Source organism: Cryptosporangium aurantiacum (assembly GCF_900143005.1).
Lineage (GTDB): Bacteria > Actinomycetota > Actinomycetes > Mycobacteriales > Cryptosporangiaceae > Cryptosporangium > Cryptosporangium aurantiacum.
The window spans coordinates 15,345-30,244 of record NZ_FRCS01000015.1 but is presented as its reverse complement, the minus strand read 5'-3'; the positions used below and the strand labels follow the sequence as shown (position 1 = coordinate 30,244).

At 71.5% G+C, this 14,900-nt stretch carries 13 protein-coding genes; 10 read left to right on the top strand and 3 right to left on the bottom strand.

What is annotated here, in order from left to right; all coding sequences use genetic code 11:
* Positions 1-150: 150 nt before the first annotated feature.
* Entirely contained in the window at positions 151-1,155 is a 1,005-nt protein-coding gene (locus tag BUB75_RS34480) for a matrixin family metalloprotease (RefSeq protein WP_073263254.1), read from the bottom strand.
* Positions 1,156-1,261: 106 nt separating this feature from the next.
* Positions 1,262-3,100 carry a PAS domain-containing sensor histidine kinase gene (locus BUB75_RS34475; protein ID WP_178380057.1) on the bottom strand — a complete coding sequence of 613 codons (1,839 nt, stop codon included), beginning with the start codon at positions 3,098-3,100 and terminating at the stop codon, positions 1,262-1,264.
* A 175-nt stretch (positions 3,101-3,275) separates the two neighbouring features.
* Between BUB75_RS34475 and BUB75_RS34470 the strand changes: the two genes are divergently transcribed.
* The 7 genes from BUB75_RS34470 (at position 3,276) to BUB75_RS34440 (ending at position 10,850) form a co-directional block, all read left to right on the top strand.
* A complete protein-coding gene (locus BUB75_RS34470) occupies positions 3,276-4,883 on the top strand; it encodes a sensor histidine kinase (RefSeq protein ID WP_073263250.1) in 1,608 nt (535 codons plus the stop codon).
* Positions 4,880-5,563, top strand: coding sequence for a response regulator transcription factor (locus BUB75_RS34465; protein WP_035848720.1), 684 nt, complete (start codon positions 4,880-4,882; stop codon positions 5,561-5,563). The genes BUB75_RS34470 and BUB75_RS34465 overlap by 4 nt, the downstream gene beginning before the upstream one ends.
* Positions 5,564-5,669: 106 nt before the next feature.
* Positions 5,670-7,265 (top strand): DUF885 domain-containing protein, encoded by a 1,596-nt coding sequence (locus BUB75_RS34460; protein WP_073263248.1) that lies wholly within the window; start codon positions 5,670-5,672, stop codon positions 7,263-7,265.
* A gap of 166 nt (positions 7,266-7,431) precedes the next feature.
* Positions 7,432-8,715: a phosphopyruvate hydratase gene (gene eno / locus BUB75_RS34455; RefSeq protein WP_073263458.1), complete on the top strand. Its 1,284-nt coding sequence runs from the start codon at positions 7,432-7,434 to the stop codon at positions 8,713-8,715.
* Between the two features lie 7 nt (positions 8,716-8,722).
* Entirely contained in the window at positions 8,723-9,442 is a 720-nt protein-coding gene (locus BUB75_RS34450; RefSeq protein WP_143175603.1) for an FtsB family cell division protein, read from the top strand.
* On the top strand, positions 9,439-9,936 hold the full coding sequence (locus BUB75_RS34445; protein ID WP_073263244.1) for a DUF501 domain-containing protein: 498 nt from the start codon (positions 9,439-9,441) through the stop codon (positions 9,934-9,936). The genes BUB75_RS34450 and BUB75_RS34445 overlap by 4 nt, the downstream gene beginning before the upstream one ends.
* Positions 9,933-10,850, top strand: a complete 918-nt coding sequence (locus tag BUB75_RS34440; RefSeq protein WP_073263242.1) for a Ppx/GppA phosphatase family protein — start codon at positions 9,933-9,935, stop codon at positions 10,848-10,850. Before BUB75_RS34445 ends, BUB75_RS34440 begins: the two co-directional genes overlap by 4 nt.
* Before the next feature lie 90 nt (positions 10,851-10,940).
* Here BUB75_RS34440 and BUB75_RS34435 read toward each other — a convergent pair whose 3' ends face one another.
* Positions 10,941-11,363, bottom strand: a complete 423-nt coding sequence (locus BUB75_RS34435) for a hypothetical protein (protein ID WP_073263240.1) — start codon at positions 11,361-11,363, stop codon at positions 10,941-10,943.
* Positions 11,364-11,522: 159 nt separating this feature from the next.
* On the opposite strand from BUB75_RS34435, the gene BUB75_RS34430 reads away from it, so the two are divergent.
* The 3 genes from BUB75_RS34430 to BUB75_RS34420 all read left to right on the top strand — a co-directional run bounded on the left by BUB75_RS34430 (position 11,523) and on the right by BUB75_RS34420 (position 14,846).
* Positions 11,523-12,197 (top strand): dienelactone hydrolase family protein, encoded by a 675-nt coding sequence (locus BUB75_RS34430; RefSeq protein ID WP_073263238.1) that lies wholly within the window; start codon positions 11,523-11,525, stop codon positions 12,195-12,197.
* A gap of 99 nt (positions 12,198-12,296) precedes the next feature.
* Positions 12,297-13,070 (top strand): uracil-DNA glycosylase, encoded by a 774-nt coding sequence (locus BUB75_RS34425; RefSeq protein ID WP_143175602.1) that lies wholly within the window; start codon positions 12,297-12,299, stop codon positions 13,068-13,070.
* Between the two features lie 252 nt (positions 13,071-13,322).
* Positions 13,323-14,846, top strand: a complete 1,524-nt coding sequence (locus tag BUB75_RS34420) for an NAD(P)/FAD-dependent oxidoreductase (protein WP_073263236.1) — start codon at positions 13,323-13,325, stop codon at positions 14,844-14,846.
* Positions 14,847-14,900: the final 54 nt, after the last annotated feature.

The window sequence follows — 14,900 nt, the reverse complement described above, 5'->3', positions numbered from 1 at the left end:
CTGACTCCCTCTACAGTGCGGCCCGACGGTGGCGCGCACGGTGCACGCGAGGTGCGGCTGGGTTGCAGTGCTTCGGCCGGCCGGGGACCAAAAACGGCGGCCCGTCGGCGCGAGGGGCGCCGACGGACCGCCGTGGTTCTGGGAGTGGGCTCAGCGAACGCCGTACGTCGCGGCGAGGCCCTTGTAGTCGCCGAGGCCCAGCGTCCGCTTGCCGACCGAGCAGGCCGACAGCGCCGGGGTCATGACCGCGCTGGCGTGCGCCGACTGGCTGACGTGGTTCAGGCCCAGCGAGTGGCCACGCTCGTGCAGGACGACGGACTGCAGGTCGTACGCGTTGGTGCAGTTCTTGGTCGCGGTGAAGAACTTGTACTGCGTGTTCAGCGCGGTGTCGGTGCCGGTGACGGTCTTCTTGCCGTTGATCGTCTTGAAGTAGGTGCAGGTCATGCCGAGCCAGCGGCCGCTGCCGGCGCGCCAGCCGATGACGTTGCGACCGTCGTTGCCGGTGCAGTTGCCGGCCTTGCCGACCTGCACGCCGGCCGAGGTCTGCCCGGCGTAGGACGGGGCCAGCCTGATCGACTTCTGGCCGCAGGTCTTGACCAGCGCGGAGGTGCCGGCGCTGATCGCGGACGCCGCGGTGCTGCGGACGGAGGCCGGGGCGCCGGCCGGGTTGTAGTACCACTTGAAGCTGGGGAGCTTCCAGCCGGCCAGGGCGTACGCCTTGTCCGTGCAGGTCTTCGCGGCGGACGGGCGCGCGCTGCTGGCCGTGGCGGCCTGGGCGGCGCTCTCCTCGTCGGCGTGCTCGTCGGCGTGCTCGCCGTCCTCGTCGTGGGTGTGGGCGTCGGTCTTGACGACGACCTTGCCGTCGGCGCCGCGGGTGACGGTCAGCGAGATGTCGCCGGACGTGCTCTGGGCGGCGGCCTGGACGCCCTCGCCGACGGCGGGGACGCGGACGGTCAGACCCTGGTAGCTGACGCTCTGCCCGTCGTTGGTGACGGTGGAGTCGACGGCGGAGTCGACGGCCGGGGCGGCGGTCGTGAAGGCAGCGGGGGCAGTAGCGATGCCTGCACTCACCGCGACAGCGGCGGTAACGGCGGCAAGCGCGGCGACCGTGGAGGCCGGGGCGGAGGCGGACCGGAAGGGGAGCAGGTTACGCATGCCCTCTATGTCGGGAGCCCCGAGTGCGCAGGGCGGTGCGGAAAAGTTTCCGCTCGGGAGCCCCGCTCACACCCCCGTTCCAGGGCCCCCAGCAGCAACCTGCGGCTCAACCATCCCCGTCCGGGAGGTGCGGGCGCACCGGGAGGCTGATCGCGAACGCGTCGGTCTGACCGGTGCGGGGCGTGGCCAGCTGGCCACCGTGCCGGGAGACGATCGCCCTGGCGATCAGGAACGAGAGCGCGTTGCCCGCGCCGCGGTCCCCGGTGGTGAACAGGTGGTCGCCGGCCGCGAGCGCGGACGGTGACCCGACGCGCACGTTCCACTGCGCGGCCGCGAACGTCACCCGCACGTCGATGCGGGTCCCCGCGTGGGCCGTGGCGACGATGTTCAGCAGCGCCTCGACCGCCTGCCGGAGCCGAGCCGGGTCGACCCGCAGCATCGGGCCGGTCGCGTTGCCGACCAGCTCGACCGTGACGCCCGCCCGCAGCGCGGAGTCCGCGAACCCGTCCACGGCCTCGCTGACGACGTCGGGCAGGTGCACGGCCCGGAGCGCCAGCGGCAACGTCTTGCCCTCCAGCCCCGCCAGCGTGAGCAGGTCGTCGACGATGCGCAGCGTCCGGTTGGCGTTGCGTGCGATCGCCTCCAGCGCGATCTGCCGCTGGTCGGCCGCGGCGTCCGGTTCTTCGGCGAGCATCTGGCTGAACGTCGCGATCGAGGTCAGCGGCGTCCGTAGTTCGTGCGACGCGGCGGCGACGAACTCGGTCTTGAGCGTGGCCACCTCGGCCAGTGCGCGGTTCCGCTCCTCCAGGCCCCGGCGGATCGTGACCTGGTCGGTGACGTCACGAACCACCCACAGGTGACCGACGGCGACACCGTCGGCGTGGATCGGCGCGTAGTCCCGCACGATCACCCGTCCGTCGGTGAGCGCGAACTCCGACCCGGTCGCGGGTTTGCCCTGGGCCAGCAGCCGCAGCGTCTCTGCCCGCAGCGCGATCGGGTCGGCGAAGATCTCGGCGGGCGGCAGCAACTCGGAGGTGTTCTGGCCGACCAGCCGCTGCGCGGACACCGGCGAGCCGAGGATGCGGGCCAGCGCGTCGTTCGCCAGCACCGCTCGTCGGTCGGAGTCCTCGACCAGGATTCCGACCCGCAGCGACTCGATCAGCGTGTCGATCCGTGCGCTGTGCAACTGCTCGCGGCGCTCGGCGTCGACCGCGCGGGTGACGTCGATCGCGTAGATCGCGATGCCTTCGACGGCGGGTTCGTCGATCAGGTTCTGCACGGTCAGCGCGTAGACGCGCCACTCCTTGCCGTTCGTCCCCGGCGGGCGCAGCCGTATCTCGACGGTCTCCGCGTTGGCAGCCGACGTGAGCGAACCACCGCCGGGCAGCGGCGCGTTGAGCGCCGCGACGAACAGCTTGCGGATCAGGATCAGGTCGTCGGGGTGGACGATCGACGCGGCCACGTCCGCGGTCGGCGCGCCGGGCCCGTGCAACCGGACGGCGGCCGGTGACGACCAGCGCCAACTGCCGTCGGGGTCGTACACCATCGTGACGACCGGCGACCGCCCGACCAGCGCCCGGTGGAACCACTCGGACTGGCGACGTTCGTCGGACTTCGGCGGCAGCGCGCTGACGACGACCACGTAGCCGAGGTCGGGCAGCGGCGTGATCAGGACGTCGGCCGGGAAGTCGCTGCCGTCGGCGCGCCGGACCGGCTGGACGCAGTGGCCCTGTCCCTCCTCGCCGGCGCAGCAGTCGAACAGCTCCCGCAGCGGGTCGTCGGCCCCGTCCCGGAGCCGGGCCGGGACGATCAGCTCGCCGAGCGACTCGCCGACGACGTCCGCCTGCGCGAAGCCGAGCAGCTGTTCCGCGCTGTGGCTGAACGTCAGCACCCGGCCGTCCGGATCGACGGTGACGACAGCGAGAGGCAGCGGGACCACCGGCATGGCCGGCTCCATCCGTCCTCCCCCCGCCCGGTCCGACGCACGGTCCTTCCCTGGCGACCGTTACGTGTGTCAATGTGCGCAGATAGTCTCTACTATGCGAAAGATACGCAAAACTAGTGAAATGTGAGTTTCGTGTCGCGTGCGGCGGGTGGAAACCCGCCTGCGGAGGAGGGGCGTGGCCGAGGTCACGAACGGCGGCGTTGCGGCCGGTGCGGCCGTGACGGTGGGAGCGGCGGCCCGTGCGGCCGCCGGTTCCCCGCGCCCGGGTGCTTCCCGACGCGGTGCGGAGCGGCCTGAGCTGTTCCGTGCGGTGGTGGAGGCCGCTCGCGCCGCGGTGGCCGTCGTCTACCCGGACGGCTCCTGGACCGCGCTGGGCGACACGTTCACCCGCGGCCTCGGGCACCCCGTCGACTTGCCCGCTCGGGCACGCGTTCTCTCGCTGGTGCACCCGCACGACCGGCGCGCCGTGCTGGAGGCGTTCCGGGCCGCGCTGGACGGCCGGGAGCCTGCCCAGTCGATCCCGGTGCGCGTGCGGACGATCCAGGGCACCTGGATCGAGCTCGCCACGACGGTGCGGAGCCGCGTCCACGACCCGGACGTCGGCGGCGTCGTCTACTACGGCGTCGAAGTGGGTCGCGCACGGGACGCGGAGCGCGCGCTGAACGAGACCTCAGCCGGGCTCGCCCGGCTGATCGAGACGTTGACCGTCGGGATCCTGCTGGTCGACGCCGCGGGACGGGTCGTCGTCACGAACCGGGCGCTGCTCGACCTGTTCGACGTCCCGGGCCCGCCGCACCGCTACCACGGCACCGACGCCCGCGCGCTGCTCCGCCGGATGGCCGGCGCGATGCGCGCACCGGACCGGGTCGCCGACCGGCTCGACCGACTGCTGGTGGAGCCGTGGACCGCGCTGGACACCGACCTGATGCTGGTCGGCGGACGGGTGGTCGAGATCGACGTGGTCCCGGTGAATGCCGGGGGCAGCGGCGCGCTCCTGCACGCCTGGGACGTCACGGCCCGCGCCAACACCCAGCGCAGCCTGGAAGAACGTAACGAAGCGCTCTCGGCACTGGTGGCGGCGAAGAACGAGTTCGTCGCGAGCGTCTCGCACGAGCTGCGCAGCCCGCTGACGTCGGTGGTCACGTTCAGCAATCTGCTGGCCCAGCCGGACTGGGGCGAACTGGACGACGAGCAGCGTCAGTTCATCGAGGTGATCCAGCGCAACGCGGACCGGCTCCTCCGGCTGATCGAGGACCTGCTCCTGCTCTCCCGGCTGGAGGCTCGGACGCTGCAGTTCGTCCCCAGCCGTGTCATCCTCCCCGACCTCGTGCGCGCCGCCGTGGCCGAGCGCGCACCGATCGCCCAGGCCGCCGACGTCACGCTGAAGGCCGAAGTGTCCGGCGACTCGGTGATGTCCTGCGACGAGCTCCGGGTCAACCAGGTGCTCGGGAACCTGATCGGCAACGCGCTGAAGTTCACGCCGCCCGGCGGATCGGTGACCGTGCGCTGCCATCCCGCAGCCGACGGCTGGCGGCTGTCGGTGACCGACAGCGGCATCGGTATCCCGGCCGAGGACCTGGACCGCATCTTCGAGGCATTCCATCGCGCCTCGAACGTGGAGAAGCACAGCCATCCCGGAACGGGTCTCGGGCTGGTGATCAGTAAGGCGATCGTGGAGCGCCACGGCGGACTGATGGAGATCACGAGCGAGCTCGGCCGGGGGACGACGGTGACCGTCTGGTTGCCGCAACGCCGAGTCGGTGACCGGGAGGGGGACCGGTGAGCAAACTACTGGTTGTCGAGGACAATCCGGATATCGCACTCGGGCTCAAGCTGTTGTTCGAGCGGGCCGGGCACAACGTCGAACATGCCCAGGACGGCCGGGAAGGGCTGCGCCTGGTGCACAAGGTCCGTCCTGATCTGGTCGTGCTCGATATCGGGTTGCCGATCATGGACGGCTGGCAGGTTCTGGAGCGGGTGCGGGACATCTCGGATGTCCCGGTGCTGCTGCTGACCGCACACGGGCAGGAGCGCGACAAGGTGCGCGGTCTGCACGGTGGTGCGGACGACTATCTGACCAAGCCGTTCACCAACGGGGAGTTGCTGGCGCGGGTGACCGCGCTGCTGCGGCGCTCGTCGGCGCCGGATTGGTCGGAGGAGATCTACGACGACGGCCGGTTGCAGCTGGACCCGGTGCGGCGGTCGGTGACCGTGGACGGCGAGTCGGTGCACCTGACGCCGATCGAGTTCCGGCTGCTCAACACGCTGGCCAGGCACAAGGGCGCGGTGCTCTCGCCGTCGCAGCTGCTGTCGCAGGTGTGGGACGACCCGACCGGGATCGGTGCCGAGCGGGTCAAGTTCGCGGTGCTGCGGTTGCGGCGGCGGCTCGGTTGGTCCGATCCGTCCGATTCTCCGATCGAGTCCGTCCGAGGAGTCGGATACCGCTACCGCCCGCCCGCCTAGCGTCGGCAGGTTCGTTGGTATGAGGTCAACGTCCGAACCAGAGCCCGAGGACGGCCCGACCGTTGTGGTCCCCGCGTGCCCGAGTGGCGGCATAGGGTTGCGCGTCATGACGCGTGAGTTCCGCAAGACGGCGGAAGCCGTCGTCGACGATCTGCTCGCCGGCGATCCGGTCGGCGCCATGTACGCCGGCGACCACCGGGGCGACCACGACCTGCCCGACTACTCGGCGGATGCCGTCGCCGACCGGATCCGCCGCCTACGCGAGGACGCCGACGCTCTCGCCGAGATCGACGTCGACGACCTCGGCCCGGAGGACGCCGTCGACACCCAGTTGCTGGCATCCGCCGTCGACCAGCGCCTGTTCGCGCTCACCGAGTTGCGTGAGCACGAGTGGAACCCGCTGCTGCACAACCCGGGCGCGCTCCTCGACGGGCTGATCACCCGTGAGTTCGCCCCGCCCGCCGAGCGGCTCGAGGCGCTGGCCGACCGGCTGCGGCAGGTGCCGGACGCGCTGCGCACTGCCGAGACGACGCTGCACGACTGCCCGCGGATCCACGTCGAGACCGCGATCGGCCAGCTCGACGGCGTCGTCGGTCTGGTGTCGACCGAGGTGCCGCGTCTCGCGGCACAGGTCCCGGGTCTGGACGTCACGGCGCCCGCCACCGCGGCACTGGCCGCGCTCGACCGGCACCGCGCCTGGCTCGTCGAGCAGCTGGACACCGCACAGGGGGAGGCCCGGCTCGGTCGCCGCCTCTGGGAGGCCAAGCTGTGGCACGAGCTCGACTCCGAGCTGACCGCGAGCACGTTGCTCGCCGCGGCCGAGAAACGCCTCGCCGAGCTGGGGGAGCTGACCCGCGCCGTCGCCGAGGAGCTGACCGGCTCCGACGACGTCCGCGCCGCGCTGGACGTCCTGGCGGCCGACCGTCCGACCGACCGGACCATCGTCGCGCGCGCCAGCGCCGACCTGCAGACGACGCTCGACTTCGTTCGCGAGCACGACCTGGTGACGCTGCCCGAGGACGAGTGCCGGGTGATCGAGATGCCGGAGTTCGCCCGCGGTGTGGCGGTGGCGTACTGCGACGCTCCCGGCCCGCTGGAGACCGCCGCGGTGCCGACGTTCTACGCGATCGCGCCGACGCCCGCGGACTGGTCGGACGAGCGGCGGGAGTCGTTCTACCGGGAGTACAACAACCACCTGCTGCTGAACCTGACCGTGCACGAGGCGGTGCCCGGCCACTTCGTGCAGCTGGCGCACGCGCGCCGGTTCCGGGCGAGCACGCGCGCCAGGGCGCTGTGCATGTCCGGGTCGTTCGTCGAGGGCTGGGCCGTGCACGCCGAACACCTGATGAGCGACGCCGGTTTCGGCGGGCCGCAGGTGCGGCTGCAGCAGCTCAAGATGGAGCTGCGAATGGTCATCAACGCGCTGCTCGACCAGCTGGTGCACGCGGAAGACCTGTCCGAGGGCGACGCGATGGCGCTGATGGTGGAGAAGGGCTTCCAGGAGGAGGGCGAGGCCGCCGGGAAGTGGCGCCGGGCGCTGCTGACGTCGGCGCAGCTCTCGACGTACTTCGTCGGTTACACCGAGGTGTCCGCGATCGCTGCCGCCCGCCCGCCGGGCGTGTCAGTGCGCGACTGGCACGACCGCATGCTCGCCCACGGTTCCCCCTCTCCCCGGCATCTGCGCAGCTTGCTCGATATTTGACCTGGAGCCCCATCAGGGCGGGGCCGGCGGACGCCGGCCCCGCCCTCGGCGGGCCGCCCACCGGTGGGGCGGCGCATGTCACCGGACGTGCGCGACTACGCTTCTGGGGAAGAGCGGCGGGCCATCGTCCGACCGCCATACGCCCCGACCATGAGGAGCGATGCACGTGGCCACGATCGAGGCCGTCGCCGCCCGTGAAATTCTCGACTCGCGCGGTAACCCGACCGTCGAGGTCGAAGTCATCCTCGACGACGACACGGTCGCCCGCGCCGCCGTGCCGAGCGGCGCTTCCACCGGCGCCTACGAGGCCGTCGAACTCCGCGACGGCGGCAAGCGCTACCTGGGCAAGGGGGTCGAGAAGGCGGTCCAGGCCGTCGACGACGAGATCGGCCCCGAGCTGGTCGGCTTCGACGCCGCTGAGCAGCGCCTCATCGACCAGGCGATGATCGACCTGGACGGCACCGACAACAAGGGCCGCCTGGGCGCGAACGCGATCCTCGGCGTCTCGCTGGCCGTCGCCAAGGCCGCCGCCGACTCGGCGAAGCTGCCGCTGTTCCGCTACCTCGGCGGCCCGAACGCGCACACGCTGCCGGTGCCGATGCTGAACATCCTGAACGGTGGCGCGCACGCCGACTCGAACGTCGACATCCAGGAGTTCATGATCGCTCCGATCGGCGCCGGCTCCTTCAAGGAGGCGCTGCGCTGGGGCGCGGAGACGTACCACGCGCTCAAGAGCGTCCTGAAGTCCCAGGGTCTGGCCACCGGCCTCGGCGACGAGGGCGGTTTCGCCCCGAGCCTGGCGAGCAACCGGGCGGCGCTCGACCTGATCGCCACCGCGATCGACAAGGCCGGGTACTCGCTCGGCACCGACATCGTGCTCGCGCTCGACGTCGCGGCCACCGAGTTCTACGGCGACGGCGTCTACTCGTTCGAGGGTCAGAAGAAGACCTCGGACGAGCTTGCCGCCTACTACACCGAGCTGGTCGACAACTACCCGATCGTCTCGATCGAGGACGGCCTGTCCGAGGACGACTGGGACGGCTGGAAGGCGCTCACCGCCGGTCTGGGGCAGCGCGTCCAGCTCGTGGGTGACGACCTCTACGTCACCAACCCGGAGCGCCTGGCCCGCGGTATCGCGGAGAAGGCCGGGAACGCGCTGCTGGTGAAGGTCAACCAGATCGGCACGCTCACCGAGACGTTCGACGCGGTGTCGCTCGCCCACCGGGCCGGCTTCAAGTGCATGCTGAGCCACCGCTCCGGCGAGACCGAGGACACCACGATCGCCGACCTCGCGGTGGCGACCGACGCCGGCCAGATCAAGACCGGCGCGCCTGCTCGCTCCGAGCGCATCGCCAAGTACAACCAGCTGCTCCGCATCGAGGAGGAGCTGGACGACGCGGCGATCTACGCCGGTGCCCAGGCCTTCCCCCGGTACACGCCGGCGTCCTGAGTAGCTGATGGCCAGTCCGCGCCGTACTCCCAGCGGCCAGCGTCCGTCCCGGGCCGGTGGCAACCGCCGCCCGTCGACGTCGTCGGCTGCGCGGAGTGCGGCGCGGTCGGCCACTCCTCGCACCCCCCGCGTCACGCCGCGGACGACCAGCCCGCACGGCGGGCGGGTCACCGGGCGAGTGCCGGGCAAGCAGCGTGACTACCCGGTCTCGTCGGTCCCGGCTCAGCGCCGGGGCGCGGGCCGGAGCCCGGGAGCGGGAAGCCGGGAGGGACGCCGTCCCGGAGTGCGCCGGACCGCGGCGTCGGCGACCGCGGCGGTCGACGGGCGCCGGTTCGTCCGCCGCGGCGAGGGCCGGTTCACCGGGCGGGCGGCGGTGCTCGCGATCCTGTTCGCGGTGCTCGTGCTGACGCTCGCCTACCCGATCCAGCAGTACCTGGCGCAGCGGTCCCAGATCGCCGAGGCCGAGCGTTCGCAGGCGCGGCAGTCCGAGCGGATCGCCGCGCTCCGCGCCGACCTGGCCAAGTGGGACGACCCCGAGTACGTCCGGAGCCAGGCCAGCTCCCGGCTGCAGCTGGTGCAGCCCGGGGAGAAGCGGTACATCGTCCAGGATCCGAGCCGGGAAGGCACCGGCGGAACCCCGACCGAGCCGTCCACGTCCCCGGTCCGCGACCCGCGGTCCTGGTACGGGCGGCTCTGGGACAGCGTCGAGGCGGCCGACCAGAAGTGAGCCTTTCCCCCGCAGATCACGAGATCGTGGCGGCGCAGCTCGGACGTGTGCCGCGCGGTGCCGTCGGCGTCGCCCACCGCTGCCCGTGCGGCGCGCCGGACGTCGTCGAGACCGCACCGCGGCTGCCCGACGGCACGCCGTTCCCGACCACGTTCTACCTGACCTGCCCGCGGCTGGCCGCAGCGCTCAGCACCGCCGAGGCGAGCGGCCTGATGCGGGAGATGACCGAGCGGCTCGCCGACGACCCGGACCTGGCCGAGCAGTACCGCTCCGCGCACGAGGACTACCTGGAGCGCCGCCGGAAGCTCGGCACGGTGCCGGAGATCGACGGCGTGAGCGCGGGCGGGATGCCGACCCGCGTCAAGTGCCTGCACGCGCTCGCCGGGCACGCGCTGGCGGCGGGCGAAGGGGTCAACCAGCTCGGGGACGAGGCCCTCGAAGCGGTCGGCCACTGGTGGGAACGGAACCCTTGCGTCGTGGAGAAAGAACAATGAGGGTCGCGGCGATCGACTGCGGGACGAACTCGATCCGTCTGCTGGTGGCTGATCTTCCGTCTCAGTCGGACGCTCCGCTGGTGGACGTCGTCCGTGAGATGCGCATCGTCCGGCTCGGGCAGGGCGTGGACCGCACCGGCCGGCTCGCCGCCGAAGCGATCGAACGCACGCGGGTGGCGCTCGCCGACTACGCGGAGCAGATCCGGACGCTGGGGGCCGAACGCGTCCGAATGGTCGCCACCAGCGCCAGCCGCGACGCCTCGAACGCCGACGACTTCCGCCGGATGGTGCTCGACACGCTAGGGACCGCTCCCGAGGTGATCTCCGGTGACGAGGAGGCCCGGCTGTCGTTCGCCGGCGCCGTCCGGGGGCTGCGGGGCGCCGAGCCGCCGTACCTCGTCGTGGACATCGGCGGGGGCTCCACCGAGTTCGTGCTGGGGACGGACGGGGTGGACGCGGCTCGTTCAGTGGACATCGGTTGCGTGCGGCTCACCGAGCGGCACCTGCGCAGCGACCCGCCGACGCTCGCCGAGATCGCGGCGACCGAGAAGGACATCGTCGCGGCGGTCGGGCTCGCCCGGGAGACCGTTGCGGTCGAGAAGGCACGGACGCTCGTCGGGCTGGCCGGTTCGGTGACCACCGTGACCGCGCTCGCGCTCGGGCTGGACGCGTACGACCCGGCCGCGATCCACCACGCGCGAATCAGCCGGGCGCAGGTCGCCGAGGTCACCGAGCGGCTGCTGACCCAGACCCGCGAGCAGCGCGCCGCCTACCCGGTGATGCACCCCGGGCGGGTGGACGTGATCGGCGCGGGCGCGCTGGTGCTGCGCGTGATCATGGACGAGGTGGGTGCCGAGTCGGTCGTCGCGAGCGAGCACGACATCCTCGACGGCATCGCCTGGTCGCTCGCGTAAGCGTCTCGATGCCACGCGACGGCGGCTGACGCGAAAGCGGCCTCTCAGCGGCCCTTACAGCCCGGGTTCGCGTCGACGAGCGGGCACCGCTCAGCCGGTCCTTCTCACATCGGCGCGGAACTGTTCCTTCGGCTCGCCCTCGTCGCGGGTCCACCACCAGGAGTAGGTCAGCGACCCCGGCTGGGGTGCGGTGATCAGGATGCGTGCGGTGAGGCCACCGTCGTACGCCGTGAACACTCCGGGCCGGCTCTCGGTGAACTGGACCATGCCGGGCAGCTCCGTGCAGCACACGTGCAGTGCCTGCCGGCCGTCCTCGCTCGTGGTCAGGATCGAGTGCTCGACGTGGTGCAGGCCGCGTCGGTCCGAGGTGGCCTCGTAGTCGATGGCCACCCCGCGAGCCGAGACCACCGGCGTCACCACCAGCCGAGCCAGGAACGGCCCGGACTCGGCGCCGTCGCCGCGCCCCCGGTACAAGCCGGGTGCGGCGAGCAGGCTCGCCAACAGAGTGCTCATGCGCGCACGTTATCCGGTCCGCTCCAACCGGTGGGAACGGGGAGTCCGACCCGGCGCGTCCTCTCCGCATCGATTCAGGTGGTATGTGACGTAGCGCCGGATCGGTTCCGCACGATGCACTCCCGTGATTGGGTGATCGCCAGTCGAAGGGAGTCTGCCGTGGGTGAGAACGTAAGTTTTCCGGTTGATGGCGGTACGGCGGACGGTTATCTGGCGCGGCCGGCGGACGGCAACGGGCCGGGTGTCCTGGTCCTGCCCGCGTGGTGGGGCCTGGTTGGACAGATCAAGTCGGTCGCCGACCGGCTCGCCGGCGAAGGGTTCGTCGCGCTCGCGCCCGACCTGTACCGGGGTGCGGTGGCCACCGGCGCGGACGAGGCGCAGAGACTCGCGGCCGAGCTACCGGCCGACCGTGTTGCCGGTGACCTGGTGGGCGCCGCCCGCTACCTGGCCGCCACAGTGGAGGGCAAGGTCGGCGCCGTCGGGTTCGGCCTCGGCGGGTCGCTCGCGCTCTGGGCGGCGAGCCTGACCGACGACGTCGTCGCGGCCGGGGCGTTCTACCCGCTCGTCCCGTGGCACCCGGCCCAGCCCGACTGGAGCGCGTTCGGCGGGACCGCCGCGGTGGTGCACGCCGCCGACGAGGACTCCGCCACGACCGGGCCGGAGCTGGACGTCGCCCGCAAGGCCGTCGAAACGGTGGGCGGCGAGCTGACGATCCACGAGTACCCGGGCACGAAGCGCGGCTTCTACAACGACGACCGCACCGAGAGCTACGACCCCCACGCGAGCGCCACCGCCTGGGCACGCACCCTAGAATTATTCCGCTCTCGTTTATGAGGGCGGGCTCCACGTCACTACTACTACGCGCGCCTGGCGGCGCTTTAGCCGCAACTGCGTGAGGCGGACGCGTGCCGCGCGGCACGCGTCCGCTTAGATATTCGGGTGGGACGACCGGCCTACCTGCACTCGACCGCACGCGCTGCCGCGGATGCGGCAGACGTTCGGCGGCTCGCCGCTGGCTCCGGTGACCTGGGGGAGTTGGATGCGGGGGTCGCGCACTGTCGGGCGTGCGCGCGGCTGGTCGCGTGGCGGGAGCAGATCGCGGCAGAGAAGCGGGCTGCGTTCGCCGGCCAGACCTACTGGGGCCGCCCGGCGCCGGGATTCGGCCCGGCGGACGCCTCGATCCTGGTCCTCGGCCTGGCACCGGCCGCCCACGGAGCGAACCGCACCGGGCGGGTCTTCACCGGCGACCGCTCGGGCGACTGGCTGTACGCCGCACTCCACCGTGCGGGGCTGGCCAACCAGCCCACCAGCGTCTCGGTCGACGACGGCCTCGAACTGTACGACGTCCGGATCGCGGCCTCGGTCCGCTGCGCACCGCCGGCCAACAAGCCGACGCCTGCCGAGCGGGACACCTGCGCACCCTGGCTGGTGAGGGAGCTGGAGCTGCTCGCGCCCACGCTGAAGGTGATCGTCGCGCTCGGCGCTTTCGCCTGGACGTCGTTCTGGCCGGTCGTCGGCGCGCTCGGCGGCACCGCACCGCGCCCGCGTCCCCGGTTCGGCCACGGTGCCGCGGTGGCGGTCCCCGGCACGGACGTCACACTGCTCGGCTGTTACCACGTGAGCCAGCAGAACACCTTCACCGGAGTGCTCACCGAACCTATGCTCGATGGAATATTCGCGCAGGCCAGAGCATTGACACGGATGTGAGAAGCAGAGCCGGTTTGGACGGGTGACTGGCGGTCAAAACTGTGAACGGGAGCATCGGCCGGTACCGGTGAGGTGTCGGAACGCCCGGCGCGGGTAGCCGAAAATGTGTCGGCGGTCGCATGCGTCGACCGCGCAACGAATCGTTCCAGAGAGCCTGGTTACGCTTTTTGCGAGTCCGGACCAGAGCAGGCCCGGAGCAAGCCTGACGGCGCCACCCCGGTGCCGCCGCAAGCGCGGAAGGTAGAGAGAGGCATGAGCGCGGATCGACCGCACATCCTCGTCGTCGGTGGTGGGTACGTCGGGATGTACACGGCGTTGGAGCTGCAGCGTAAGGCGAAGAAGGCGCGTATCACCGTCGTCGACCCACAGCCGCACATGACCTACCAGCCGTTCCTCCCCGAGGCCGCGGCAGGCAACCTGGAACCCCGTCACGTGGTGGCGCCGCTGCGCAAGACGCTCCGGCACGCCCACATCATCACCGGCTACGTCGAGAGCGTCGACCACGCCCGGCGGACGGCGCACATCGTCCCCGTGGTGGGTGAGTCGTACGAGCTGACGTACGACCAGATCGTGCTCGCGCCCGGATCGGTCTCCCGGACGCTGCCCATCCCGGGCCTCAAGGAGAACGCGGTCGGCTTCAAGACCATCGGTGAGGCGATCTACCTCCGTAACCAGGTACTCGGCGAGCTGGACGCTGCGGACAGCACCGACGACCCGGAGCTGCGCAAGGCCGCGACGACGTTCGTCTTCGTCGGCGGCGGTTACGCGGGCATCGAGGCGCTGGCCGAGCTCGAGGACATGGTCCGGGACGCGGTCAAGTACTACGAGACGCTGAGCCAGTCCGACATCCGGTTCGTGCTGGTCGAGGCGAGCCAGCGGATCCTGCCCGAGGTCGGCCCGGAGATGGGCGCGTACACCGTCCAGCGGCTGCTCGACCGGGGCATCGACATCCGGCTCAACACGTTCCTGCAGTCGTGCGTCGACGGGCTGGTCAAGCTGTCCGACGGCGACGAGTTCCCGGCCCGGACGATCGTCTGGACGGCCGGCGTCAAGGCGCACCCGATGCTGGCCAACACCGACCTGCCGCTGGACGAGCGCGGCCGCGTCACCTGCCTGCCGACGCTGCAGGTCGTCGACCCCGACGGCAACGTCGTCGAGGGCGCGTGGAGCGCCGGAGACTGCGCCGCGGTGCCGGACCTGAGTTCAGACGTCCCGGGTGCGACCTGCTCGCCGAGCGCGCAGCACGCCGTCCGGCAGGCCAAGCGCCTGGGCAAGAACATCGGCATCATGATCAACGGCGGCCAGCCGGTGAACTACGAGCACAAGCACGTCGGTTCGGTGGCGAGCCTCGGCCTGTACAAGGGCGTCGCGCAGACCTACGGCATCAAGACCAAGGGTTTCGTCGCCTGGTTCATGCACCGCTCGTACCACCTGAGCCGGGTGCCCACCTTCAACCGCAAGGTCCGGGTGCTCGCCGACTGGACGCTGGCGCTGTTCCTCCGTCGTGAGGTCGTCGCGCTGGGTCAGCTGCACGACCCGCGCCGCAGCTTCGAGCTGTTCGCGACGCCGATGCCGCCGGCCAAGTCCGAGGGCAAGCCCGAGGCCAAGCAGGCGGCCACCCCGGCACCGCCGGCCGGTGGCAAAACCGGCAAGACCGGTGAGGCCGAGCCCGCGAAGCCCGCGGCCGCCGACAAGCCGGCTGAGACGACGGCCGACCAGGCGGCGACCGAGCCCACCGACAAGGCGGCGGCCGCAGCGGCCCGCTCCGCCGGATAGTTACCGATGGTTGCAGTACGTCGCCCGGCAGGTTGCCGGGCGACGTTCCATGTT

Bases quoted from the DNA above. Each gene is read 5' to 3' on its own strand.
- BUB75_RS34480 (WP_073263254.1), bottom strand. From the start codon at position 1,155: ATGCGTAACCTGCTCCCCTTCCGGTCCGCCTCCGCCCCGGCCTCCACG.
- BUB75_RS34475 (WP_178380057.1), bottom strand. From the start codon at position 3,100: ATGCCGGTGGTCCCGCTGCCTCTCGCTGTCGTCACCGTCGATCCGGAC.
- BUB75_RS34460 (WP_073263248.1), top strand. From the start codon at position 5,670: ATGACGCGTGAGTTCCGCAAGACGGCGGAAGCCGTCGTCGACGATCTG.
- BUB75_RS34450 (WP_143175603.1), top strand. From the start codon at position 8,723: ATGGCCAGTCCGCGCCGTACTCCCAGCGGCCAGCGTCCGTCCCGGGCC.
- BUB75_RS34440 (WP_073263242.1), top strand. From the start codon at position 9,933: ATGAGGGTCGCGGCGATCGACTGCGGGACGAACTCGATCCGTCTGCTG.
- BUB75_RS34435 (WP_073263240.1), bottom strand. From the start codon at position 11,363: ATGAGCACTCTGTTGGCGAGCCTGCTCGCCGCACCCGGCTTGTACCGG.
- BUB75_RS34420 (WP_073263236.1), top strand. From the start codon at position 13,323: ATGAGCGCGGATCGACCGCACATCCTCGTCGTCGGTGGTGGGTACGTC.